This is a genomic window from Nitratireductor sp. OM-1, from assembly GCF_003296175.1.
GTDB lineage: Bacteria > Pseudomonadota > Alphaproteobacteria > Rhizobiales > Rhizobiaceae > Nitratireductor > Nitratireductor aquimarinus.
This window is the reverse complement of the sequence record NZ_CP029208.1, coordinates 3,706,965-3,728,651: the sequence shown is the minus strand read 5'-3', so window position 1 is coordinate 3,728,651 and position 21,687 is coordinate 3,706,965. Positions and strand designations below refer to the sequence as shown.

General features: G+C 62.4%; 22 protein-coding genes, 1 tRNA gene and 1 pseudogene. 11 read left to right on the top strand and 13 right to left on the bottom strand.

The window, feature by feature from the left end:
* Positions 1-45 precede the first annotated feature (45 nt).
* From DEJ54_RS17780 to DEJ54_RS17760, 5 genes are all read left to right on the top strand, one after another.
* A complete protein-coding gene (locus DEJ54_RS17780) occupies positions 46-798 on the top strand; it encodes a carbonic anhydrase (RefSeq protein WP_113155732.1) in 753 nt (250 codons plus the stop codon).
* A 218-nt stretch (positions 799-1,016) separates the two neighbouring features.
* Positions 1,017-1,310 carry a GYD domain-containing protein gene (locus tag DEJ54_RS17775; protein WP_113155731.1) on the top strand — a complete coding sequence of 98 codons (294 nt, stop codon included), beginning with the start codon at positions 1,017-1,019 and terminating at the stop codon, positions 1,308-1,310.
* A 57-nt stretch (positions 1,311-1,367) separates the two neighbouring features.
* Positions 1,368-1,787, top strand: a complete 420-nt coding sequence (locus DEJ54_RS17770; protein ID WP_113155730.1) for a secondary thiamine-phosphate synthase enzyme YjbQ — start codon at positions 1,368-1,370, stop codon at positions 1,785-1,787.
* Positions 1,788-1,870: 83 nt separating this feature from the next.
* The gene (locus DEJ54_RS17765) at positions 1,871-2,164 is read left to right on the top strand and encodes an HlyU family transcriptional regulator (protein WP_113155729.1); all 294 of its coding nucleotides are present in this window, start codon (positions 1,871-1,873) and stop codon (positions 2,162-2,164) included.
* A 54-nt stretch (positions 2,165-2,218) separates the two neighbouring features.
* A complete protein-coding gene (locus tag DEJ54_RS17760; protein WP_113155728.1) occupies positions 2,219-2,941 on the top strand; it encodes a DUF599 domain-containing protein in 723 nt (240 codons plus the stop codon).
* Positions 2,942-2,962: 21 nt separating this feature from the next.
* Here the strand turns inward: DEJ54_RS17760 and DEJ54_RS17755 are convergent, their stop codons facing one another.
* The 3 genes and pseudogenes from DEJ54_RS17755 to DEJ54_RS17745 all read right to left on the bottom strand — a co-directional run bounded on the left by DEJ54_RS17755 (position 2,963) and on the right by DEJ54_RS17745 (position 4,288).
* Entirely contained in the window at positions 2,963-3,151 is a 189-nt protein-coding gene (locus DEJ54_RS17755) for a hypothetical protein (RefSeq protein WP_113155727.1), read from the bottom strand.
* An 89-nt stretch (positions 3,152-3,240) separates the two neighbouring features.
* Positions 3,241-3,648: pseudogene (locus DEJ54_RS17750) on the bottom strand (transposase); the annotation flags it as partial.
* A gap of 31 nt (positions 3,649-3,679) precedes the next feature.
* Complete coding sequence (locus tag DEJ54_RS17745) at positions 3,680-4,288, bottom strand: TetR/AcrR family transcriptional regulator (protein ID WP_113155726.1); 609 nt, start codon at positions 4,286-4,288, stop codon at positions 3,680-3,682.
* A gap of 196 nt (positions 4,289-4,484) precedes the next feature.
* Between DEJ54_RS17745 and DEJ54_RS17740 the strand changes: the two genes are divergently transcribed.
* Complete coding sequence (locus DEJ54_RS17740; RefSeq protein WP_113155725.1) at positions 4,485-4,910, top strand: VOC family protein; 426 nt, start codon at positions 4,485-4,487, stop codon at positions 4,908-4,910.
* A 57-nt stretch (positions 4,911-4,967) separates the two neighbouring features.
* Here DEJ54_RS17740 and DEJ54_RS17735 read toward each other — a convergent pair whose 3' ends face one another.
* The 4 genes from DEJ54_RS17735 to DEJ54_RS17720 form a co-directional block, all read right to left on the bottom strand.
* Positions 4,968-5,402, bottom strand: a complete 435-nt coding sequence (locus DEJ54_RS17735; protein WP_113155724.1) for a peptidylprolyl isomerase — start codon at positions 5,400-5,402, stop codon at positions 4,968-4,970.
* 251 nt (positions 5,403-5,653) lie between these two features.
* Positions 5,654-6,076 carry a glyoxalase/bleomycin resistance/extradiol dioxygenase family protein gene (locus DEJ54_RS17730; protein WP_113155723.1) on the bottom strand — a complete coding sequence of 141 codons (423 nt, stop codon included), beginning with the start codon at positions 6,074-6,076 and terminating at the stop codon, positions 5,654-5,656.
* Positions 6,077-6,193: 117 nt separating this feature from the next.
* A complete protein-coding gene (locus tag DEJ54_RS17725; protein ID WP_113155722.1) occupies positions 6,194-7,447 on the bottom strand; it encodes an RNA polymerase sigma factor in 1,254 nt (417 codons plus the stop codon).
* Positions 7,444-7,830, bottom strand: coding sequence for a YciI family protein (locus tag DEJ54_RS17720; protein ID WP_113155721.1), 387 nt, complete (start codon positions 7,828-7,830; stop codon positions 7,444-7,446). The genes DEJ54_RS17725 and DEJ54_RS17720 overlap by 4 nt, the downstream gene beginning before the upstream one ends.
* Positions 7,831-8,004: 174 nt before the next feature.
* On the opposite strand from DEJ54_RS17720, the gene DEJ54_RS17715 reads away from it, so the two are divergent.
* Complete coding sequence (locus DEJ54_RS17715; protein ID WP_113155720.1) at positions 8,005-8,709, top strand: orotate phosphoribosyltransferase; 705 nt, start codon at positions 8,005-8,007, stop codon at positions 8,707-8,709.
* A gap of 139 nt (positions 8,710-8,848) precedes the next feature.
* On the opposite strand, the gene DEJ54_RS17710 is transcribed toward DEJ54_RS17715, so the two are convergent.
* Complete coding sequence (locus DEJ54_RS17710; protein ID WP_113155719.1) at positions 8,849-9,718, bottom strand: dihydrodipicolinate synthase family protein; 870 nt, start codon at positions 9,716-9,718, stop codon at positions 8,849-8,851.
* Between the two features lie 194 nt (positions 9,719-9,912).
* On the bottom strand, positions 9,913-11,955 hold the full coding sequence (locus DEJ54_RS17705) for an OmpA family protein (RefSeq protein ID WP_113155718.1): 2,043 nt from the start codon (positions 11,953-11,955) through the stop codon (positions 9,913-9,915).
* A 181-nt stretch (positions 11,956-12,136) separates the two neighbouring features.
* Here DEJ54_RS17705 and DEJ54_RS17700 point away from each other — a divergent pair, with 181 nt between their 5' ends.
* The 3 genes from DEJ54_RS17700 to DEJ54_RS17690 all read left to right on the top strand — a co-directional run bounded on the left by DEJ54_RS17700 (position 12,137) and on the right by DEJ54_RS17690 (position 13,510).
* Positions 12,137-12,586 carry a YcgN family cysteine cluster protein gene (locus DEJ54_RS17700; RefSeq protein ID WP_113156378.1) on the top strand — a complete coding sequence of 150 codons (450 nt, stop codon included), beginning with the start codon at positions 12,137-12,139 and terminating at the stop codon, positions 12,584-12,586.
* 53 nt (positions 12,587-12,639) lie between these two features.
* Positions 12,640-13,056 carry a nuclear transport factor 2 family protein gene (locus tag DEJ54_RS17695; protein WP_113156377.1) on the top strand — a complete coding sequence of 139 codons (417 nt, stop codon included), beginning with the start codon at positions 12,640-12,642 and terminating at the stop codon, positions 13,054-13,056.
* Between the two features lie 103 nt (positions 13,057-13,159).
* Positions 13,160-13,510, top strand: coding sequence for a hypothetical protein (locus DEJ54_RS17690; protein WP_113155717.1), 351 nt, complete (start codon positions 13,160-13,162; stop codon positions 13,508-13,510).
* 242 nt (positions 13,511-13,752) lie between these two features.
* Here the strand turns inward: DEJ54_RS17690 and DEJ54_RS17685 are convergent, their stop codons facing one another.
* Complete coding sequence (locus DEJ54_RS17685) at positions 13,753-14,481, bottom strand: SIMPL domain-containing protein (RefSeq protein ID WP_113155716.1); 729 nt, start codon at positions 14,479-14,481, stop codon at positions 13,753-13,755.
* A 110-nt stretch (positions 14,482-14,591) separates the two neighbouring features.
* Between DEJ54_RS17685 and DEJ54_RS17680 the strand changes: the two genes are divergently transcribed.
* Positions 14,592-14,668 (top strand) — tRNA-Ile (locus tag DEJ54_RS17680).
* A 415-nt stretch (positions 14,669-15,083) separates the two neighbouring features.
* Here the strand turns inward: DEJ54_RS17680 and DEJ54_RS17675 are convergent.
* The 3 genes from DEJ54_RS17675 to DEJ54_RS17665 all read right to left on the bottom strand — a co-directional run bounded on the left by DEJ54_RS17675 (position 15,084) and on the right by DEJ54_RS17665 (position 21,250).
* Positions 15,084-15,515, bottom strand: a complete 432-nt coding sequence (locus DEJ54_RS17675; RefSeq protein WP_113155715.1) for a hypothetical protein — start codon at positions 15,513-15,515, stop codon at positions 15,084-15,086.
* A gap of 195 nt (positions 15,516-15,710) precedes the next feature.
* The gene (locus tag DEJ54_RS17670; protein ID WP_113155714.1) at positions 15,711-19,358 is read right to left on the bottom strand and encodes a hypothetical protein; all 3,648 of its coding nucleotides are present in this window, start codon (positions 19,356-19,358) and stop codon (positions 15,711-15,713) included.
* Positions 19,359-19,369: 11 nt separating this feature from the next.
* The gene (locus DEJ54_RS17665; protein WP_245447812.1) at positions 19,370-21,250 is read right to left on the bottom strand and encodes a hypothetical protein; all 1,881 of its coding nucleotides are present in this window, start codon (positions 21,248-21,250) and stop codon (positions 19,370-19,372) included.
* Between the last annotated feature and the right edge of the window lie 437 nt (positions 21,251-21,687).

The window sequence follows — 21,687 nt, the reverse complement described above, 5'->3', positions numbered from 1 at the left end:
TTTGATTTGTTCTGTTTATTTAAATTGTTATATTTGGAGTAAGTTATGGATCGGCGTTTTTTTATTGGTGGATTTTTAGCTTCCGGTCTGTGTCCGATCTGCGCTCAGACTGCCCGTGCGTCGGAGCGTTCGACGTGGAGCTATCAGGAAGTCAGCGGGCCTGCGCAGTGGGGCGCGCTTGAGAAGGCCAATGCGGCCTGTTCTGCCGGCGCTCAGCAATCGCCAATCGATATAACCGGGGTCGTCGAGGCCAGCCTGCCTCCGCTTGAAATCGACTGGCGACCCGGTGGCACGCTCCTCAACAATGGCCACACGATTCAGGTCAATATGCCGAAGGGCAGCACGCTCGCGCGAGGCGACAGGCGTTATGAGCTGTTGCAGTATCATTTCCATGCGCCAAGCGAGCATCTGGTGAACGGGCGGAGCTTCGCCATGGAAGTTCATTTCGTGCACAGGGACACTGAGAGCGGCGCCCTTGGCGTGCTCGGCGTTTTCATTGAGCCGGGAGAGCGTGATGAGAGCTTTGAAAGCCTCGCGGCTGTCTTTCCTGGCAAGGTGCAGGGCAGTGCGTCGGTTGCGGATGTCGACCCGGGCGGGCTCCTGCCGGACGACCTTGCCTATTGGTTCTATGAGGGCTCGCTCACGACGCCGCCTTGCTCCGAAATCGTCGACTGGATGGTTTTGCGCACACCAAAGCGGGTCGCGGCTGAAGACATTCGCCGGTTCACGGCGCTCTATTCGGGCAATGCAAGGCCCGTGCTCCAGTCAAACCGGCGCTTCATCCTCGCTTCGCAGTGATTGGCTTCAGGTTCTTGCGCCGGCATGCGCGGGCATATTCGGAATGATGAGGGCCGGGCTTCGTGTCCGGCTTCCTTCATGCTCCGTAAGGTCCTGTTTTACCTCCAAAGCCCAGCTTGCAACGCCAGTGTGGCAGGCGGCAGGATTTGTGGCAGGCGGTATGGGCGATGAAGGGCGCATCCGGTCGGTGGCCGGTGTGCGTCGCAGGGAGGTGTGACATGACCACCTACATCATTCTCATCAACTGGACCGACCAGGGCATCAAGAATGTGAAGGATTCGCCAAACCGGCTGGAAAGCGCGAAGGCTGCGCTTTCCAAAATGGGTGGCACCCTGCGGGCGTTCTATCTGACCATGGGTGAATACGACATGGTCGCCGTGTCCGAGGCTCCTGACGATGAGGTTGCGGCGCGCTTTGCGCTGACGCTCGGCATGGGCGGCAATGTGCGCACGAAGGTGGTGAAGGCCTTCCCCGAAGCCGCCTATCGTGACATCATCGGCTCGCTTGGCTAGGGATAAGCTCGCTCCGGTGCGCTTGACAGGTTCGGCCCGCCGGGGCACCACCTCCGGATGCGACAGGCAATTCTCTCCGTGTCGACCATGGGCGCGGGGCTTTACGAATTTACCGATCGGGTTGAGGATTTCGTCAGGGAGGCAGGCGTTGAGGCCGGTCTCCTGACGGTCTTCGTGCGTCATACATCCTGCTCCCTGATCATTCAGGAAAACGCGGACCCGGATGTGAAGCGGGATCTGGAGGTGTTCTTTCGCCGTCTCGTGCCTCCCGCGGATGACGCTTCAATGAGCTGGGTGGTTCACCGTCTCGAAGGTCCCGACGACATGCCAGCCCACATCAAGACGGCGCTGACACAGGTTTCCATCGGTATTCCGGTGGTGCGGTGGCGTCTGGCGCTTGGAACCTGGCAGGGGATCTACCTCTTCGAACACCGCACACATCCGCACCAGCGCGAGGTCGTATTGCACCTCTCCTGAGGAGAGAGTGTTCGCAATGGTTTCGCAGCAATGCTTCTGCGGGTAAAACGATATCAAATGTCGAATTTGACGGGAGTAAGCGTATGTCATTCTTGAAGCGGCTTTTCGGCGGCGGGGGCAGTACACCGGAAACGGGTGAGGCAAAGCCTGTCGGAGACGCGGTGGAGCACAAGGGCTTCACGATCCAGCCGACGCCCTTCTCCGAAGGCGGCCAGTTCCAGACCTGCGCGCTTATCTCCAAGGACGTGGATGGCGAACGCAGGGAACACCGGCTGGTGCGCGCGGACCGTTTCCCCAGCGCTGAATTCGCCGCCGATCAGTCGATCCGCAAGGCGCGGCAGATGATCGATGAGCAGGGCGAGAAGATCTTCACCTGATCTTCAACGAGGGGGTCTGACTCGCTGGTTCTTTGTGCTGAAAGGGATTGCACGTTGACGCTCGCGGCATCGCTGTTTCCGATCCTGTGCTGGATCTTCTACACCGTCTTCGCCAGCTGGCTGGAGAAGCGCCGGCCGTCTCTGTCCATCATCATGGGCGCGCAGCGCCATCGCTGGGTGCGCAATGCCGTCCGTCGCGAAACGCCCATGGATGCAATCCTGTCGGGCAATCTCATGGGGGCGGTGTCTTTCTTCGCCTCCACGACGGTGCTGATCATTCTGGCGATGATTGCCGTCTTCGGGCAGGTCAATGCGGTGCTGGACGCGGTGACGGTGATGCAGCCGGCGCTCGATGTCGACAAGGCGGCGGTCGAGCGGCATCTGGTGATCTTTCTGCTGATGTTCGTGATGGCGTTTCTGTCGTTCACGCTTTCGCTGCGCCAGTTCAACCATTTCTGCATCATGCTTGGCGCTGCCGACGATTCCGAGGAAAGCGACCCGGAAGAAATCTACATCATGGCCGCGCTCAACACGATTGCGGCGCGCAACTTCAATCAGGGCATTCGCGCCTACTACTTCTCGATCGGCATGATTGCGTGGTTTGTCTCCGCCTGGGCGGCGATTGCGGTCAGTCTCGTCATCTTCGCCTCCATTCTCTACCGGGAATTCTTCTCCGCCGCACGCGAGCTGGTGGCGGGGCTCAAGGTCGAAGTCATCGAACCCGCCGGGAAAAAGGGTAGCGCAGGGGCGAAGAAAACGGGCGCGCGGAAGCCCTGAGCGGCTTCTGTTCGCGATTGCCTATGCCTGTCCGGTTTTCTGTCTGGCAGCATCAGCCCATTGGCTGAGTACTGCGAACGTATCGGCCTCGCGCGTTCGGTCGATGGTCATGCGCACCAGTCCATTGTTCCAGATCTTGCAGGGCAGGTCTTCAAGAAGTCTGCGCGGCAGGATTTCCTTGCCATCCGGCGTGCGGTTTTGAAAGCTCACGAAATTGGCGTTGGCCGGATAGACCTTTAGTCCTCGTATCGTTTCAAGCAGATTTTTGAGTCTGACTGCCGCCTGATGGACAAGCCGGCCCTCCTGGATAGCGAGTGCGTACCAGTTCTCCTCAAACAGGGTCCCGAGCGCCGTGAGACGTTCATCTCAGTACGGACTGGTCAATACAAGAACGGCGGCGAGCGGGGCTTAAAATTTTCCCTTTGCTGCCTCTGCCAGGATCAACTTGTCGAACATCAGATCAGACACGGCCTTGCGCAATCGCTTATTTTCTTTTCGCAGACGCTTCAACTCCTTCAGCTGATCCGTGCATTTTACAAATTTTTCTTCCAGAGGTAGAGCTTTTGTTCAGTCACTCCGATTGCCGGATCACATCCAGACGCGGCATGCCTTGCCCCCGTTAGTCCTTCAACTTGCCGTAATTTCGTGACAATCTCCTCAGGCTTCGGTCGCTTGTTTGTCTTATGGTCCCCCGTTTTCCTAAACATAGTGGAGGACCATTTCAGTGGGGGAAGATCATCAGGCTTGAGGACCCGGGGCTGTGGCGAGGCCTTCGATAAGCCCGTTCAGGGCCGCGATCTGCGCAACCGCATCGCTGCCCGCGTCGATGGCAAGGGCTGCCCGGTCAAAGGCGGCGGCCAGCAGGCCCGTCAGTGCATCCAGTGGCAGGCTGCGCAGCGCGCCTGCCTCCATGGCTGCGTGGAGCCCTTCACGCAGGGTTCTGTTGCCGTGGCGATCTTCGATTTCATCCATCCGCCTGCGTCCCAGAACGGCCGGGCCGTCAAGCAGGAGGAGGCGTGTTCTTCCAGGGTGGGTCATGGCGTTGAGGTAGGCTGCACCGCCGTCGATCAGCGCGGCTGTTGCGGAGGTCGTGTCCAGAGCGCCCGTCTCGATTTCACGCGCAACACTTTCGGCTTCCCGTTCCGCTACGGCGGCGAACAGCGCCTGCTTGTCTGCAAAGTGATGATAGAGCGCGCCGCGTGTCACGCCGGCTTCGCGGACGATCTCCGGCGTGCCCGTTTCCGCGTAGGACTTCTCGACGAAGAGGCGGCGGGCCGCCCTGATCAGCCTGTCGCGCGTGTCTTCACTGCGTTCGCGGTTTGAACGGCGGGGTGTGGTCTGTTGCATACATGCAGCCTGTATGTTAATCGATAATACATGCAGTCTGTATGTTTATAGGCGCATCGCCCGCGTCTTGCCAAGACCTCCGGCCTGTCTGCCGGGCGGCAGGAGGCCGGGCAGCGGCGAGGGTCGGGCAAAGGGGCGGTGGCGACGACCTGCAGGGAAAGCGGCTGCATGAGAAACGCGGTGAGGGAGAAGACCGATGAAAGTCACCAGCTACTACCCGGTCATTATGACGGGAAACGTGGCCGAAACGGCTGCATTCTATTGCGATCATTTCGGTTTCCAGCCGGCATTTGAGGCCGACTGGTATGTCCATCTTCAGTCAAAGGAAGATCCGGGCGTAAATCTCGCCATACTGGATGGATCGCACCCGACGGTGCCGGAGGCGGCGCAGGGTAACGTGACGGGCCTGATCCTCAATTTCGAGGTCGAAGATCCCGATGCCGAATATGCGAGGTTAAAGGGGGCAGGCCTGCCGATCCTGCTCGAACTGCGCGACGAGGCATTCGGTCAGCGCCACTTCATCACGGCCGATCCCAATGGCGTTTTGATCGATGTGATCAAGCCGATCCCGCCATCGGCGGAATTCGCGGAGCAGTATGCACAGGATGCATTGCCGCAGTAGCGGGGGGCATATGGGGAGCCGCGGCGCTTTTGCGGCGGCGGCTCCCGGCCGGCTCAATCAGCCGGCGACGACTTCGACGATCTCGATCTCGAAGACCAGGTCGTGCCCAGCCAGCGGGTGGTTGGCGTCGACGGTGATCTCGGCTTCGGAAACGCCGACAACCGTCAGCGAAATCTGGTTGCCGTCCGGGGTGGTGGCCTGAAGGTTGGAGCCGACCTGCACTTCCATCTCCGGCGGAAGCGCCGTGCGCGGAACCACCTGAACCTGGTTTTCGTCCCGTGCGCCATAGGCTTCTGCGGCAGGAATGGTCAGCGTTCCGCTCTCACCCTGCTTCATGCCCTGAATCTGCCGGTCGAGGCCGGGAATGATCTGGCCGCTGCCGACCTTGAACTCAAGCGGCTCGCGTCCGGCTGATGAATCGAACTGCGTGCCGTCAGCCAGCTTGCCAGTGTAATGAATCCTCACGACATCGCCGCTTTTGACCTGGCTCATGTCTGTCTCTCAATCGCTTTTGTGTGAGAAGATGGTGACGCGGCATAGCGCTCAGCGTCGGTGAACAGGGGGTGCGGCAGCGCCCTTCACCCCTTGCCGACACAGCCTAGTGCGTCAGATACGGCCCTGTAAAGCGATTGTGGCAAAACGGCCGGGGACAGCGCGGCGTCCCCGGCCTTTGCGGCAGTTCTTTCTGGCCCGGCGCTTGGGGAGCTGGTTGATGCGGACCAACCGCCGCGATCTCTGACGGTCTACTTTCCGGTGATGGCCCAGTTCACGCCAAACGGATCGCGGATCTGCCCGTAGCGGTCTCCCCAGAACATGCGCTCAAGCGGCATCACGACTTCCACGCCCGCGCCAACGGCGCGCGACCACCACCCGTCCACATCCTCCACGGCTAGTGTGAGCGTGTATCCGGAGTGCTCACGCAGTGGCTGGCCGTATTCCGGGTAGGCATCGCTCAGCATGATCGAGCCACCATGGATAACGAGGTGGATGTGCATGGTGCGGCCGCTCTCATCCGCGGGATGGCGATGGATTTCGGTCGCGGCGAAGGCTTGCTCATAAAACGAGGCCGCCTTCGATGCGCCGTCCACCATCAGATAGGGGGCGACACCGCCCTGAACCTTGGGCAGTTCTTGATTTTCATCAACGGTTACGCTGGTTTCGGACATGATGGCTCTCTCCTCATTGGGGACCGGAAAGTCGGCCCATGTCGGAAGGACGAAAAGCGCTTGGCCCTTCCGACAGTGAGCGTGCGTTTTTTTGAAAAAAAAAGTGGGAGAGAGGCTTCAGTCTGCCGAAACCCGTTGGGACAGCCTGTCGAGATGTTCGCGAATATGGCTTGCCTCGGCGGGCGTGCGCGCAAGGGCGATTGCCCGGTTGAAGGCCTCGCGGGCCTCCGCCATGCGTCCGATCTCACTGAGATATGCGCCCCGAACACCATGGAAATAGAAATAGCCCGAAAGGCGGTCGGCAAGCGGGGCAATGAGCTTCAATGCGGCTTCCGGCCCCTTCGTCTTCGACACGGCAACCGACCGGTTCAGCGTGATGACCGGGGAAGGCGTCAGGTGTTCGAGCATCTGATAGAGCAGGTCGATCTCTTCCCAGTCCGTGTCCGCAGCCGTCCTGGCGCGAGAATGCAGTGCGGCAATGGCTGCCTGAACCTGATAGGCCCCCGGCTGACGGTGGCGCAGCGCCTTGTCGACCAGCGCCAGCCCTTCATCGATGTTCGCCCTCTTCCAGAGTGTGCGGTCCTGATCTTCCAGAAGCACGGCCTTGCCTTCGGGGTCCGTGCGGGCGGGGCTTCGGGCATGTTGAAGCAACATCAGGGCCAGAAGCCCCATGATCTCGGGTTCTGCCGGAAACAGGCGCAACAGCAGGCGGCAAAGCCGGATCGCCTCGTCACAGAGTGAAGCGCGTACGGTCTCATCGCCGCCGGAGGCTAAATAGCCTTCGTTGAAGACGAGATAGATCATGGCCGCCACTGCGCCGAGGCGTGCCGAACGCTCCACCGCATCGGGTGCGGCAAAAGGAATGTTCGCTTCCGCCACCCGACGCTTGGCGCGCGTAATGCGCTGTTCCATGGCGCGTTCATTGACGAGAAAGGCGCTCGCCACCTCCCGCACGCTGAGGCCGGAAACGATGCGCAGCGCCAGCGCCACCTGCTGCGTGGCAGGCAGGTCCGGGTGGCAGCACACGAACATGAGGCGCAGGATGTCGTCGCGATAATGCGCGTCGTCCAGCCGTTCGGCGATGTCGGTTTCCGCATCCTCAAGATCGGAAATCCGGTCCTCGGGCGGCAGGGCGGTGTTGCGCCGGTCGCGCCGCACGCTGTCGAGCGCGGCATTGCGTCCGACAAAAATGAGCCAGGCAGCCGGATCGCGCGGCGGTCCCTTGAGCGGCCAGGTCTTCAGGGCGCGCAGGCACGCTTCCTGAAAGGCTTCTTCGGCCCGGTCCAGATCGCGGAAGTAACGCAGCAGCGCGCCCATCGCCTGTGGGCGAGCGCTTGTCAGCGCGTTCTCGATCCAGGCCAGTTCGGTCATAAGGTCAGGGTTTCCTTTCCAGTGAGATTGCCCTTTTCAAAGATCTGCATCGGGCGGATTTCGAAGGTGACGCTCTCGCCTTCCTTCATTCGCTTGGCGAAATCGACAACTTCATCAAGATTGTCGCAATCGACCACGTAGAAACCGAGAAGCTGTTCCTTGGTCTCGGCAAAGGGGCCGTCGAGCACGAGCTGTTCGCTGCCGGATGCGCGGATCGTGGTCGCAGCAGATGTGGGCATGAGGCGGATCGCAGGACCCATGCGCCCCTTGTCGACCAGCTCTTTCTGGACCCGGCGGCGCTTGGCCAGCACCGCGTCATCCTCTTCCTTGGACCAGGACATGACCACGTCTTCATTGTGGTAGCAGAGAATTGCATAGAGCATTCCGGTTCCTCTCTCGATTGGAAGACGGCGAAGCTTGCCGCAGTCCGACACGACGCGTCGAGAAAAAACTTCTGCGGATGGCGCAAAGCCATCCACCGGAATATTGTCAAGAAAACTTCCTACCGGCGTTCAATCCTGATAGCTGAAAGCCGCGTCACCAACCGAGAGCCAGCCATGTTCGCCAACACATTCCCTGATCGCGCCTTGATCGCCGAGACCGTGGCCAAGATGCTGATCGAGATCAAGGCGGTGCATTTTCGCGCCGATGAACCCTATACCTTCACTTCCGGGCTGAAGAGCCCCGTCTATATTGACTGCCGGAAACTGATTTCCTACCCGCGTATCCGCTCGGCCATCATGGACTTTGCGGCCTCCGTCGTGCTTCGAGACGCGGGCTTTGAGAAGTTCGATGCCGTTGCCGGCGGCGAGACGGCAGGCATTCCCTTCGCAGCCTGGCTTTCCGACAAGCTCGGCCTGCCTATGCTCTACGTGCGCAAGAAGCCCAAGGGCTTTGGCCGCGATGCGCAGATCGAAGGCGACCTGAATGAGGGCGCACGCCTTCTTCTGGTCGAAGACCTGACCACCGACGGCGGCAGCAAGCTGAAATTCGCCGAAGCCGTCCGCAAGGCCGGCGCCGAGGTCACCGACACCTTCGCCGTTTTCTACTACGGCATCTTCCCCGAAACGCCGAAGCGTCTGGAAGACGCCGGCATGCGCCTGCACTACCTCACCACCTGGTGGGATGTGCTGAAAGTTGCGCGTGCGGAGAAGCTGTTCGACGAGAAGACGCTCGACGAGGTGGAGAAGTTCCTCAACAAGCCGCTCGAATGGTCCGCTGCCAATGGCGGCATCGCCGAGCTCGGTGAAAAGGCCGGCTGATCGAGAGCCTTCCGGCCTCCGGGCCTGTAAAAAATAAAAAGCGGCAGTTCGGCTGGTCGGAACTGCCGCTTTCATTTTTCAGAAGCTTCCACTGCCCGGTGCATTTTGGTGACGCAGCACCGGCGGTGGGAGACGATATTCAGAGCGGGATTTCGTCGAGCGCCGCCTTCTGCGCGCTGGTGAGCGGCATGTGCGGCGGCAACGGCGCTTCAAAGCCGCTATCCCCGTGCAGCTTGCCCGTCAGATATTTCACAGCCGGAATGAGCGGCTGCGCCGAAATGGCCGTGCGCGCCGCCGAGGCCGCTTCCAGCGCATCGTCATTGGTCGGTTCCGACCAGAGCTTCGCAACGAGCGGAGCCGTCACGCTGGCGGTGGCCGATATGCAGCCGGCATAGCCTTCCGCCTCGGCTTTTGACAGAGCGGCTTCATTGCTTGGGAAAACGTCGAACCCTTCAATCTTCGCCAGTTTCGAGGCGTAATCGAGATCGCCGGAACTGTCTTTCGCGCCGATGATGCGCTGCGGGAAGGCGGCTTTCAGCCGGGCAGCGAATTCGGGCGAGAAGGTCAGTCCCGTCATCTGCGGGAAATTGTAGAGATAAATGTCGATGGGTGCGTCCGCCGTGGCCGTGACGAGGCGCTCGAACCAGGCAAACAGGCCGTCATCGCTGACACCCTTGTAGTAATAGGGCGGCAGAACGAGTGCTGCGGCAAACCCGAGCGCGTGCGCGCGCCGCGTCAGTGCGATGGTCGTTTTGAGGTCGGGTGTGCCGGTGCCCACCATCAGCCGGGCCTTGTCGAGAGAACCGGCGGCGGCTTCCATGAGCGCAATGCGCTGATCCTGCGAGAATGAATTCGCCTCGCCAGTGGTGCCAAGCACGTTCAGCGCATCGCAGCCATTGTCGAGCGCCCATTCTGCATGGCGCAGGAAACGTTTGATGTCGGGATCGCCGGTTTCGGTCACGGGGGTGGGAACGGCGGCAATGACACCGCTTAAGCGTTTAGAGGTCACGGAAGAACTCCTTTGGATATGCGCTTCGATGTGTAGAGCATTTTGCGCCGGGCAGGAAACAACCGACCATTGGGCCATTGAGCCGGGCCGCCCGGCTGCCGGCAAATGAAAACCCGGCCGGAGGAGGGAACGTCCGGCCGGGCTCTTTTCGCCCGCCCGGTTGCCCCGGGCTCACGGCGGAAAGCTGTGCCTGGTTAGTTAGCGCTCGCGACCGGTGCGACAAGCGGGGTGATGCGTCTGAGCGCTACACGCCGGTTCTCACGCTCGCGCGCCTGCGTGTCGATCTTCAGGTAGCGCTCGCCATAGCCCTGCGTGACCAGGTTTTCCGGCGGAATGCCGAACACATCGGTCAGTGCACGTGCGACGGATTCCGCGCGACGGTCAGAAAGCGCCAGATTGGCGAGATCGGAGCCCACCGCATCCGTATGTCCCTCGATAAGGAAGGTTTCGGCCGGGTTCCTCTCCAGCATGCGGTCGATGGCCGTGGCGATTGCCTCGAGCTCGTCGATCTCGCTTTCCTGAATTTCAGCCGAGCCAAACCCGAACTCGACCGTGTCGAGGTCGATGCGGCGCACCATGTCGCGCACCCGGGCCGAGCGCTTCACTTCCTCGAGCGAATACATGCGGCGCACCGGCTCCACCGGCGGCTTCTCAAGGAAGGTGTAATAGCGGTCGGGGTTTTCCACGCGCTCTGCCTCAAGAATGTAATCGCTCACCGGGATCGTGAGGCGCAGCGGCGGCAGGTCACGCGCCGGATCGCGCCAGCGGTCGACCGTGTCCAGACGCTCATCCGGCACGAACACCAGCACCTGCTCGCGCCCGTCCGGTGCAACACGCACGCGGCGGATCACATCGCCATAGCGGTTGCGCACGGTGATCAGGCGAACGCCATTGGGGCGTGTCACCACCTCGCGCACGCGACCGCGCTGTAGCTCCTCGTAATAGACCTCGTCCTCATCAAGGATCAGGCGGTCGCTGTCCGGGCTTTCGACGAAGATCTGGTTGTTGATCTCCACGATGGTGCGGTTGTCGTTGAACTCCTGCACGATTTCCGCATCTTCGCGCTGCTGACGCAGCTCCCGGCGGCGTTCGCGGCGCTCTTCGCGCGTCGTGCCCATCTCGATCCGCTCGCCCTGTTCTTCAAGAATGTTGCGGATTTCGGTGCGCAGCGCCTCCGGATCCAGTGCCTCGGCCTGCGCCTCCGCATCGCTTTCAGGCGGCGGCGCGGCAGCTTCGGCTTCAGGAGCTGCCGTTCGGGTTTCAGCCGGAGCGTCCGCATTGCCTTCCGGCTGCACCTCGTCCTGCACTTCAGGCTCTTTCTGGCTGTCGAGGACGGGTGCGGCGTTTTCCGGCAGCACCTCTTCTTCAGCCGCCTCCACATCGTTCTCGGCTTCCGCCTCTACCTCTGCGTCGTCTGCTTTGGGTTCCTCGTTTGCCTGGCTTTCATCGGCAGCAGGCTCATCCGGGGCAGGGGTGGCCTCCGGCTGCTCAGTCTCCGTTTCGACCGGCTCTTCGACAGCCGGCTCTTCGGTGGCCGTTTCGGGGGCCGCCGTCTCGGGCTCCGCCGTCTCGGGCTCCGCCGTCTCGGCAGCAGGCGCGTCTTCAGCGGGGCTCGTCTCGGCCGCCGGCTGTTCTTCTTCGCTTTTCTGAGCTGCGGGTTCTGCCGGCTGCTCCTTAGTGGGTGCAGCAGGCTCTTCTTCCTCAGCCTCAACCGGCGCAGGTTCGGTTGTCTCCGCCGCAGGCTCTTCCTCTGTCTCTACCGCTGGTTCTTCGGCTTCGGGGGCAGCCTCCTCCGGTGCGGGGTTCTCTGGCCGCGCCTCGGGAACGGGCGTTTCTTCCGTAGCCGGTGCGGCCTCCGGCTCAGCCGGGGCTTCGGCTTCCGGTTCGGCAACGGGCGCGGGCGATGTGTATTCAGCCTCGGGCGCCGCTTCAGGCGCCTCATCGGCAGGGGCAGGGGCAGGGGCAGGGGCTGGTGCTGGGGCTGCCGCAGGTTCTTCCGGTGCGGATTCTTCTGCCTCGCCAGCCTCTTCGTCAGCGCTTTCTTCCTGCTTGCCGCCGCCGCGCTTCTTCAAAAGGGCGCGCCATGCTTCTTCCGACATGCCCTCGGGCTTTTCCGCCTGCGCCAGCACCATGCCGGCATTGCGCTCCTGTGCGAGCACCGGCTGGACGGCAAGCGGTGTGGCCGCGATGAGCAGGCCAAGGGCCGTGGTCGTCATGATCCGCTTTCGCGTCGTCATAAAATCTCTCCTGTGTGGGCGTCCCATCGCCGCCTAAACCGCTCCACGGGCAATCGGTTCCCATTTCGGTGCATTTGACACCGCTGCGTGTGAAAGCATGGCCGGGCGATGGCGCAGGCATGGCGAAAATGCGCCCAACAGCTCGCTTGACGCGCGCGAAAAGGCGGTCCAAAGCTCTGCCATGACAACGAATGAATTCTGGAAAACCAAACCGCTTTCCGCGCTCAGCAACAGGGAATGGGAGGCCCTGTGTGATGGCTGCGGCAAGTGCTGCCTCGCCAAGCTTGAGGATGAGGATACCGGCGACATCTACTGGACCAGCGTTGGCTGCCGCCTGTTCGACGGGGCAAGCTGCCGGTGCCATGATTATGAAAACCGCCTCGCGCGGGTGCCCGACTGCGTGCAGCTGACGCCCGAGAATGTCGGAACCATCCCCTGGCTGCCGGCAACCTGTGGCTATCGTCTCGTGGCGGAGGGCAAGGATCTCCTCTGGTGGCACCCGCTCATTTCCGGTGATCCCGAAACGGTGCATGAAGCCGGCATTTCCATGCGCGGGCGTGTGAAGGCCAGCGAAGACGATCTGGCGCAGCCGGAGGATTATTTCTCTTTCATCCTGGATGAGGAACCATAGGCCGCGAACGCGGCTTTCTTTTCAGGCGAACGAGCAAACACGGAGCAATGACCATGTCGGACGATGAAACGCTGAGCCTCGTGCAGTCCTTTCTGGATGCGCTGAACGCCAATGATCACGATGCCGCGCTGGCGCTGGTGAGCGAAGACGTTGCGCATGATCCTTTCGACGGTGAACGCGAGATCGGGCGCGACAGGCTGCGCTGGCGTCTGGGGCTCGAGGCACGGCATTTCGATGAACGTTTCGCCGACATTGCGCTGATGAGCGCACCGGGCGGCGTGCGGGCTGCGGCCGAGTTCACCGTGCGCGGGACCTATCGCGCAACGGCCGAAGGCCTGCCGGAAGCGACCGGCCAGAATTACACGCTGCCGGGTGGCATGTTCTTCGAGATCGATGGCGGTGAAATCACCCGCATCAGCGAGCAGCGCAACCCGGTGCAGTGGCGCGCCGCATTGTCGCCCAGTCGCTGAATGCCATGTGAACGGCTCATTCCCGGGCCGTTCAGGCACACCCTGACAAAGTGCTTTTCATCACGGGGCGCGGAAGAAGTCCTGACCAACCGAGGAAAGCACCATGTTACACAAGCTCAAGATCGCAACCCTTTCGGCAATGATCGGTCTCGGCACGCTGGCAGCGGCCCCGACCACGGCGCAGGCGGACAATCTCTATTTCGGTTTCGGCATCGGCGGCCCCTCGGGTGGTTATGTCTACGGCCATAACGGACGCGGCCATCGCGCAGAACGCCCCCGCCGCAACCGCGCCTGCACGCCGCGTCAGGCAGTTCGCAAGGCTGAGCGTTTCGGCATGCGCCGGGCGCGCGTGGTGAAGGCCAACCGCAACATCATCCGCGTTGTCGGACGCACCCATTGGGGCCGCCAGCACATCGTGTTTGCACGCGCCCCGCGTTGCCCGGTGATCCGTTAAAGCAATTCCAGGAAAAGTGGGAACCGGTTTTCCGTCCGGAATTACGTAAAAACAATTGGTTAGGGAGTTCCTCTGTTCAACGAAAAGCGGAGTTTCTCTAACCAGTCTGTCGACCGGCAAGAAACACCCATTCAAAAAGAGAAAAGCCGCTGGCAGGGTGCCAGCGGCTTTTTTGTGCGTCACATGTTCTGTCTTGAGCGGTCTCCCGCCAGGCAGGGGCCTGACGGGCAAGCCAAGAAGGCCTAGTTGTCCAGTTCGAACGTGACGTTGACCTGCACCTGATAGGTGTTTTCGCCTGCTTCCACCGGAACGGATTCGGCCGACGCCTGCATCCGCACGGCCTTGCCGGCATAGGGCATGGGCGGGCGCTGCTGCATCTGCTCGGAGATCTCGACAATGTCGCCGAGCTTCAGGCCGGCGGCCTCTGCAAGCGTCTTCGCCTTGTCCATCGCGTTTGCCACCGCGCGCTTGCGCGCTTCGGTAACGGTTTCCGACGGATCGTCATTGGTGAAGTTCAGGCCACCACCCTGGTTGACGCCGAGCGACACGGAGCGGTCGAGAATTGCGCCGACCTTGTCCAGATCGCGGATGCGCACGGTCAGCGTGTTGCCCACCTCGTAACCGATGATGCGCGGGGCTTTCTCGTCATTCTTGTCGTTGGGGTAGACATAGCGCGGGTTGATCGACAGGCCGCCGGTCTGCAGATCGCGGGCTTCGACGCCGTCTTCCTTCATCGCGTCGATGACGGCGGTCATTGCCTCATTGTTGGCGTCGAGCGCCTCGCGCGCCGTCTCGGCCTCTCGCACGACGGCGATGTTGAGGATCGCCATGTCGGGGCTGACGGCGGCTTCTCCCTCGCCGGTCACGATGATTCGTCCGTCCTTGTCGCTGGCGACTGCCGGGCCGGCTGCCAGCAGCGAAGCGGCCAGCATCGGGGCTGCGAAGGCGGCGGGGAAGATGGATTTGGTCATGGAAATCTCCTTTTGCGATGTCCGCATACGGCAAGTAGACAGCGATTGTGTATCGATTGCGGCAAGATGACTTGTGCAGCGATGAAAAAGCAACTAATCCATCGCCCACCGGGCCTGTAGCTCAATTGGTTAGAGCCGGCGGCTCATAACCGCTTGGTTGGGGGTTCGAGTCCCTCCGGGCCCACCAATGACTTTTCAGTCGTTGATTTTGTTGGTCTTTTCCCGGTCTCTTCCGAATTTCTCTTGAGTTTCAGATGCGTTGATGCATCGCAGGATCCCGGGTGCTGACGGGCGAAAGGGTTCGTTCCGCGACCTCGAGCTTGGGGCAGGAGGACGGATATTTCGCCCGCCAGCGCCGCCAAGCTACCCAACTGGAATGCGTATTCTACTGGTGCGATAACGTAGTTGCCCATCGCCTGCTGTCGGGCAGGCCGACGCCTACGGCAGGGCGGATGAGGCGTCGGCCAGGCGGTCCGGGTCAGGTCCGCCGCATGCGCAGATGGCCGGATTCTCAACCAAAATGCGAATGACGAAATGTTGCTCGGGGTAACCGTTATACTCTGGAAGCAGGCGCTGCGCCCGATCCTGCCTCCGTCAGGCATTCATTGGCGGATCAGTGTGAAGCGGATGCCATCGTCCACCACGCCGCCGGCCCGGCGTGCACTGCCATTGCGGGACAGATAGACCGTGCCGATGCCGGGCTGCGCTATGCCCGACAGGGTGATGGTGTCGCCATCGCGCGCCCATTTGTTGACATCTGCGAACCCGTGAAGGCCGCCAAGACCGCTCACCTGATGGCAGGCAAATGGGGACACGCGCCCGCTGTTTCCGCCACTGTCGGCGCTGAAGGTAACGGTGCAGCTGTCGGTGCCGGTGCTCACGGCCGGTTCCACACGCCATTTGCCGATGATCGGGTCGCGGCTTTCGGAAAGTGTCGCGACAGGCGCGGTTGAAGGTCCGGGGCTTGTGCTTTCGGACACACAGCCGGCGAGAGCGACAACTGCCAGAAGGCCGAGTGTTGATGAGCGCCGCATTGCTTCCCCCTGAATTTGAAACACCAAAGACCCGCAGCCTTTTCGCATGACTGAGGGTTCTCCAAAGCGCATTCTATCGAACACGCATCATGCCGTGTGTCTCAGGCCTGTGCCGTTTGTCTCAAAGTGCTGGAAGAGGGCGATCTTTCGAAGAACCCCGCCGGCGGACCGGCGGGGCGTTTTCAGCGTACCGGTTTATTGCAACCGGCTGCCATCATTGCGCGGCTGCAGGAGCTGCGGGACCACCCGAAGCGGCACATTCGTCTGCGGCTGCTGGATCTTGCGGCAGTTCGGCGGTGTGCCGACAGTGCCACGCGGGCAGCGGGGCGCGACGATGGGACGGCAGTTTGGATAATTGCCCGTTGTGCCCTGCGGGCAGCGGCGCTGCACGACCGGACGGCAGTTCGGGAACGTGCCTGTCGTGCCGCGCGGGCAGCGCGGCCGCACGATGGGCGCGCAATTGGGATAGCGCCCCGTCGTTCCGGGCGGGCATTGACGCTGCACTTCCGGCCTGCGGCAGGCACCGGCCACCAGCCGCGTTCCGCGCGGACAGACACAGCGTCCGTCCTGGGTGCGGATCTGGCCCGGAAGCAGGCGGCACTGCTGGCGGATCGGCCGGCAGTTGGGCGGTGTGCCCGTCGTGCCGCGCGGGCAATCCCGCTCCACCTGCGGTGTTACGCAGCGCCCGTTGGTCAGGCGTGTTCCGCGCGGGCAGACACAGCGGCCATCCCGTGTGCGGATCTGCCCCGGCAGAAGCCGGCATTGCGGCCGGGGATCGGCCTGCGGCTTCGGATCCGGTTCACGCGGCGGTGTGGGGCGCGGCGTGGGCAGCGGCACCGGCGCGGTCTGCACGCCAATGCACTGGCCATTGCGGAAGGTGGTGCCTTCCGGACAGACACAGCGCCCCGCATTGTTGAGAACGAGACCCGGCGAACATTGCTGGTCCTCTTTCTCGTCCGCCAGAACCGTGAAGTCATGGCAGTCATAGGCGCGGTCGTCTTCTGCTCCGCCTGGTGCGCCCGAGAGCGAAGGCGCGGTGCGCACATCCGCTTCACGGTCGATCACGGCGGCGCAGTTCAGCCCGTTTGCGCCATTGGCCACTTCGTCGGCCAGACCGCCATCCACCGGCAGTTCGACGATCACCTCATGCGTGCGGCTTTCGCCGGCCGCAAGGGCAAGGTCGGTTTCGCAGGCAAATGGCAGTTCGGTCGGTTCCGGCGAGCAGCCAAAGGGCGGGTTCACCGAGACGATCCGTGCAGAAACACCACCGAAACCCTCGACCCGAAGCGCATCGCCGATGCGAACCGGACCGGAGATGGAGGCGGGCCCCTCGTTACGGATGGTGATCTGGAACCGGCACGGCTGGCCGATAAGGCACTCGGCATCGCCGGTCTTCTCGACCGAGATCTGCGTTCCGCCCTGCGCACAGGCCTCGCCGATGGGATAGACGATGTCGTCTCCCGGAGCCGGGCCGTAGGAACCGCGTGCGCAGTTCTCGAACCGCTCATTGGTCGAGACATTGACCGTCACATCGAAGTAACGCGAGACACCGGGGGTCATGACCGCACCGGGGATCTGGCAGGTGAGGTTCGCTGCCGGAACCGCCCCGCACGACCATTCGGGACCATCCGGCGTAACCGTCTGAATGTCGACAGGCGCGCCACTGCCGATGATTTCCGCTGCATCGTTGACCCGAACCGGGCCGACCGGTGCAGCCGTGCCCGCATTGGTGATGCGGATGCGGCAGGCGACGCCTGCGGTCATGGACAGGACGGGTTCGCACGTCTTTTCGATGCGCATTTCCGCCTTGCCTTCCGGGACACCCGGAATGGTCGCCGTGGCGCAGGCCTCGTTGTTGGCGAGGTTCGTTTCGCCTTCAAGCGGCGTCACCTTCGCGCAGTTCTCCACCACATTGGTCGGATAGTCGCCGACCACCGTGGTCACCAGAATGTCCGTCGATGCGCCGGGCACGAGGTTCAGTCCCGGATGATCGCACTGGAACATGTTGCCGGCGAGCGGCGCACAGATCCAGGGCGGTGAAGGGCTGAAGCCTGCCGAGGCGACGTCGCCAGCCGGGAACGTGTCCACGAAGCTGACGGGGCCGTTGATCGGCGTTGCGCCTGCATTGAGGATGGTGACGACATAGGTGCAGAGCCCGTCAGGCGTGCAGATCGAAGGATCGGCGCGCTTGCGCACGGCAATGTCGGGCGTGTCGTCATCCGGTGGCGTGCAGCCGGGTGTGCCCGGCAGGCAGATCGCGATGGAGGCGCAGGCCTTGTCGTTGGTCGGATCACCGAACGGGTCCTTGCCACTGGCCGTGTAGTCATATTCGGCGCAGTTGCGGATTGCACCCCAGACCCATGCCGGCCCCGGCTGGAAGCCGAGTTTGAGCTCCACGAAAGCGCCCGGATCGAGCGTGGTTTCGGGATGCTCGCATGACATCGGGCTCATCATCGGGGCGCAGACCCAAGGTGCGTTGGGGCCGGAGACCACCGTTGCATTGCCGGGTGTCGTCACCTCGTCCAGCACGATCTTGCCGGTGTACGGGGCATCGCCCGCATTGGAGACGCGAATGGTGAAATCGCACGAACCGTCGATTTCGCATTCGCCTTCGTCGGCCCGCTTTTCGACCTTGATGTCGGGTTCGCCTTCATCATCGGGCGGACATTCGAGGTCTTCCGGGATCTCGATGTCGACCATTTGCGAACAGCACAGGCCAACGCCCTCGGCCGGACCCGCATAGGTCTCGATGCCGGTGACGATCAGATGCACCGTATCGCCGGGTACCGCACCGGTGATCTCCCATTCAAGCGTGCCGCCGCCGGCAGGAACCACCTGATCTGGCGGATCAATGGTGATGCCCGGCGTGGTCGAGGTCACGGTGACGACATTGCCCGCCATCTCGGGGCCCACGTTCATGCGATAGATATAGGCGCCGCCGCCGGGCAGACAGTCCACCTCGCCGGTTTCGACCGAGAAACAGGCCTCGTCCGGCCCGTCGCCCGGCGGTGGTGGCGGCGGTGGTGGCGGCTCGCAATCCGTCACGTCGATGGTGATGGTTGTCGGATCGCCGGTTTTCCAGTCGCCATCATCCGGCAGAGCCGGGTCATGCGACGGGATGTTGGCCACGAGGCTGCCTGTCGCCGTGCGGATCACGGCCACATTGGCCTGATTGTCCACATTGACGATGGCGGGGAAGGCTGCCTGATCGATCTTCGCCTTGATGGTGATGTCGATGGCGCGTTCCGTCAGGCTGCCATCGCCGTCGAGATCGGCGGCTGTCAGATGGAAATCCGACTGGGTGAGCGTGTCGTCCATGGTCGCGGTCGTGCTCACCACATGAGGTGAAACCGGCACGCCGCCAACGCCGATTATATCGCCGCTGAATGTCACGCCCACGATCGCCAGACTGGCGGGAAGTTGGTCCGTGAACTCGAATTTCACATTGGACAGGAATGCACCGAGACCCGGATGGGAAATCATGTCGGGTTCTCCGCGCACGCCAAGGCGCAGGCGGTATTCCACATAATCGCAATCAAGCTGTCTTCCGCGCTTTTCGAGGAACGGCGTCAGCACGGGCTCGACTTCAGGCATTTTCGGTTCGAGCTCGATGCGCGGGCCGTCTGCGTCGCCCGGTGTTTCAAGCACTTCGATTTCTTCAAGCACACGCCCTTGAGCGTGGGCCTGACCGATGCCGGCAAACGGCATGAGCGCTGTGGAGAGCGCCATGCCGGCCACCAGCAGCCAGCGCGGCGTGCGCGCTTTGTCTGCAAGGGGTTTCATGATCGTCTCCATGACGGTGTTGAACGTGATCCGTTCGGCGGGATGGGTGAACATGGTCATCTCTCCCTCCCTCACGGCGCACAGGATTCAAGCGGCGTTTCAAGCGGCAACGTCACCTTGCAACAGGGGAAGTAGCCACCCGCATCGGCATCGGACTTTCTGAAGAAGCAAAGGCCGAGATCGACGGTTTCACCAGGGATATGGCCGTTGATGCCGAGTGTGAACGGCGTGGCCAGGCCGGGAACCGTCTGCCTGGACGGGGAAACGTCGATGCCGGGCGTCAGCGATTTGGCAGAAAGCGTATCGCCGCCGATGCCGGCGCGGTCACGGATGTACAGATCGGCTTCGAGCCCTGCCGGCGTGCAGAAATACGCCGCCGTCTCCAGCTCGATACAAGGCGGGAGATCGTTGGGGGGCGGGAAGCCGGGGGGCCAGCCGGGAACCGGAATTTCACCCGGATAGGGGATTGGTTCGTAGTAGCCGGCGCGGCCCTCACAGGGACGCCAGACCTCCACGTCGCCCACATGGCCCTTCACCTCGGGGTCTTCGAAAAAACCATCGTAATCGGCAAACCAGGAGCCGAAGGGCGGTTCGTTCTTCGGCCGCACAAGGGTGCTTCGCGTGAGCTGCGCCCCGTGAACGGCAAGAGGCCCGCCTTCGATGAGCTGTTCTTCAAGGGCAGGGTTGTCGCGCAGCCTGTCGCCGGTCTTCACCAGCGTGCTTGCGCATGCATTGCGGTTGAAGAAGCCTTCGGCATCGTACCCGTATTGCAGGTCGATGCCGCCGGCCGTCTGACGATAGGGTTCGGGAAACCCGACCGCATATTCCTGGGGCGTCGGTACCCAGATGCTATCGGTTTCCGGGTCATCGGGGCTTTCGCGCCAGTAGCGCAGCACCGATGCCTCGCCGCTGTCGGCAAAGCTGGAATAGTCGTAGCGGTTTTCAACCTCGCCGCGCTGGGCGAGATACATGAAGCCGCGCGTGTCGAAGGCGATGTCGGTGACCGGGAGTTCCTCCTCGGCTTCCACGGTCAGCTCCCAGCGTGGATCGCCGGCAAACGCGCCGTCACGGGCAATGCCCACCGACCAGATTTCCGCCTCTTCGCCGACCGCGTAATAGAGGCGTCCGCCATGCATGGCGAGGCCGTAGACCCGCCGTTCCTCCTGCGTGTAGCCCCAGCTCTTCGGCTCTTCCGTGTCGAAGGCTGCGCCCTGAATGTCCATCACCGCGCCATCGTCGGCCACGGGATCGAGCCCGCGCGCCGGTCGCCCGTCAACGCCGTGATCGAACGTGTCGATCAGATTGCCGTCGATATCGATGCGGTGAATGAGGCCGCTGTCGAGATCGGAGGCGAAGAACTGGCGGTGCGAGCGGTCAAAGGCGATGTTGCCGATGCCCGGACCACTATTGGTGTCGATATCGGCAAACAGTGTGACCGCGCCGGTTATCCCGTCGATCTTCCAGATCGAACCGGGACCGCCGCCATTTTTCTCACCGAACTGGCCGTCCATGAAACGGGCGCCGGCCTTGCCGCGGCGCTGCCGCTCGGGCCGCCCGTCCTCATCCTCGTCCTCCGTAACGATCTGGAGGCCGTGCATGGATGTGGCTGCGGCATAGAGATTGGGCACGATGGTCGTGGTCTCTTCGCGCCTGCCATCATCATAGGCAAGGCCGAACACCTGACCGATTTCGGAGGCCGGTGTCTCGAAGGGCGGTGGCGTAAAGACCACCTGTCCGGTCGGCGGGCCGCCGAGCCAGGTCATGTCGAAGATGCGTAGCGAGGCGCGAGCGGTGTCGATGAAGGTTTCGTCCACCGGGTCCACACCCGGCAGAAGCCCCTCTTCGAAACCGGGAATGACCGTGCCGGGAAATCCCGTCATGGCCATGAAGCCCGGCTGGATGATCGCGCCGTCCTGTGCGTGTGCAGGTGCGTGCAGCGCAAATCCCGCCATGATGGCGAGCGTGATGGCTGCCGTGCCTGCGCGAAGATGTCTGATGAAAAAAGCGGGTCGCAAAATTGCGCGCCCGTCACCTCGTGCCGGGAACCGGTGGTCCTGCCGCATAACGTGCCTCCCGATACCGTTTCGGGAGGTGCCCGGCCGGGCGTCCCTGGTGCGCCCGATCCCCTTGATTCCGGTGTGTTCCCCCGAAGCGAGGTTCTTTTCTACCCCGTCTGGATCAAGACTACGCCTCGGCTTACCCAAGGTCAACAAAGCCGCCCCGGCCATGCGCCGCGGCGGCTTCAACAACCGTTTGCAGTTGATATGCCGTGTCATCACAACACTCCTTTCCGGGCGCGCACCATGCGTACCCTGAAGCCTGTGTCGGTCGCGGCGGTGAAAAGGTTCACGCCGGGGGCACCAGTGGGTGGAATGGCTTGTGCTGCGCC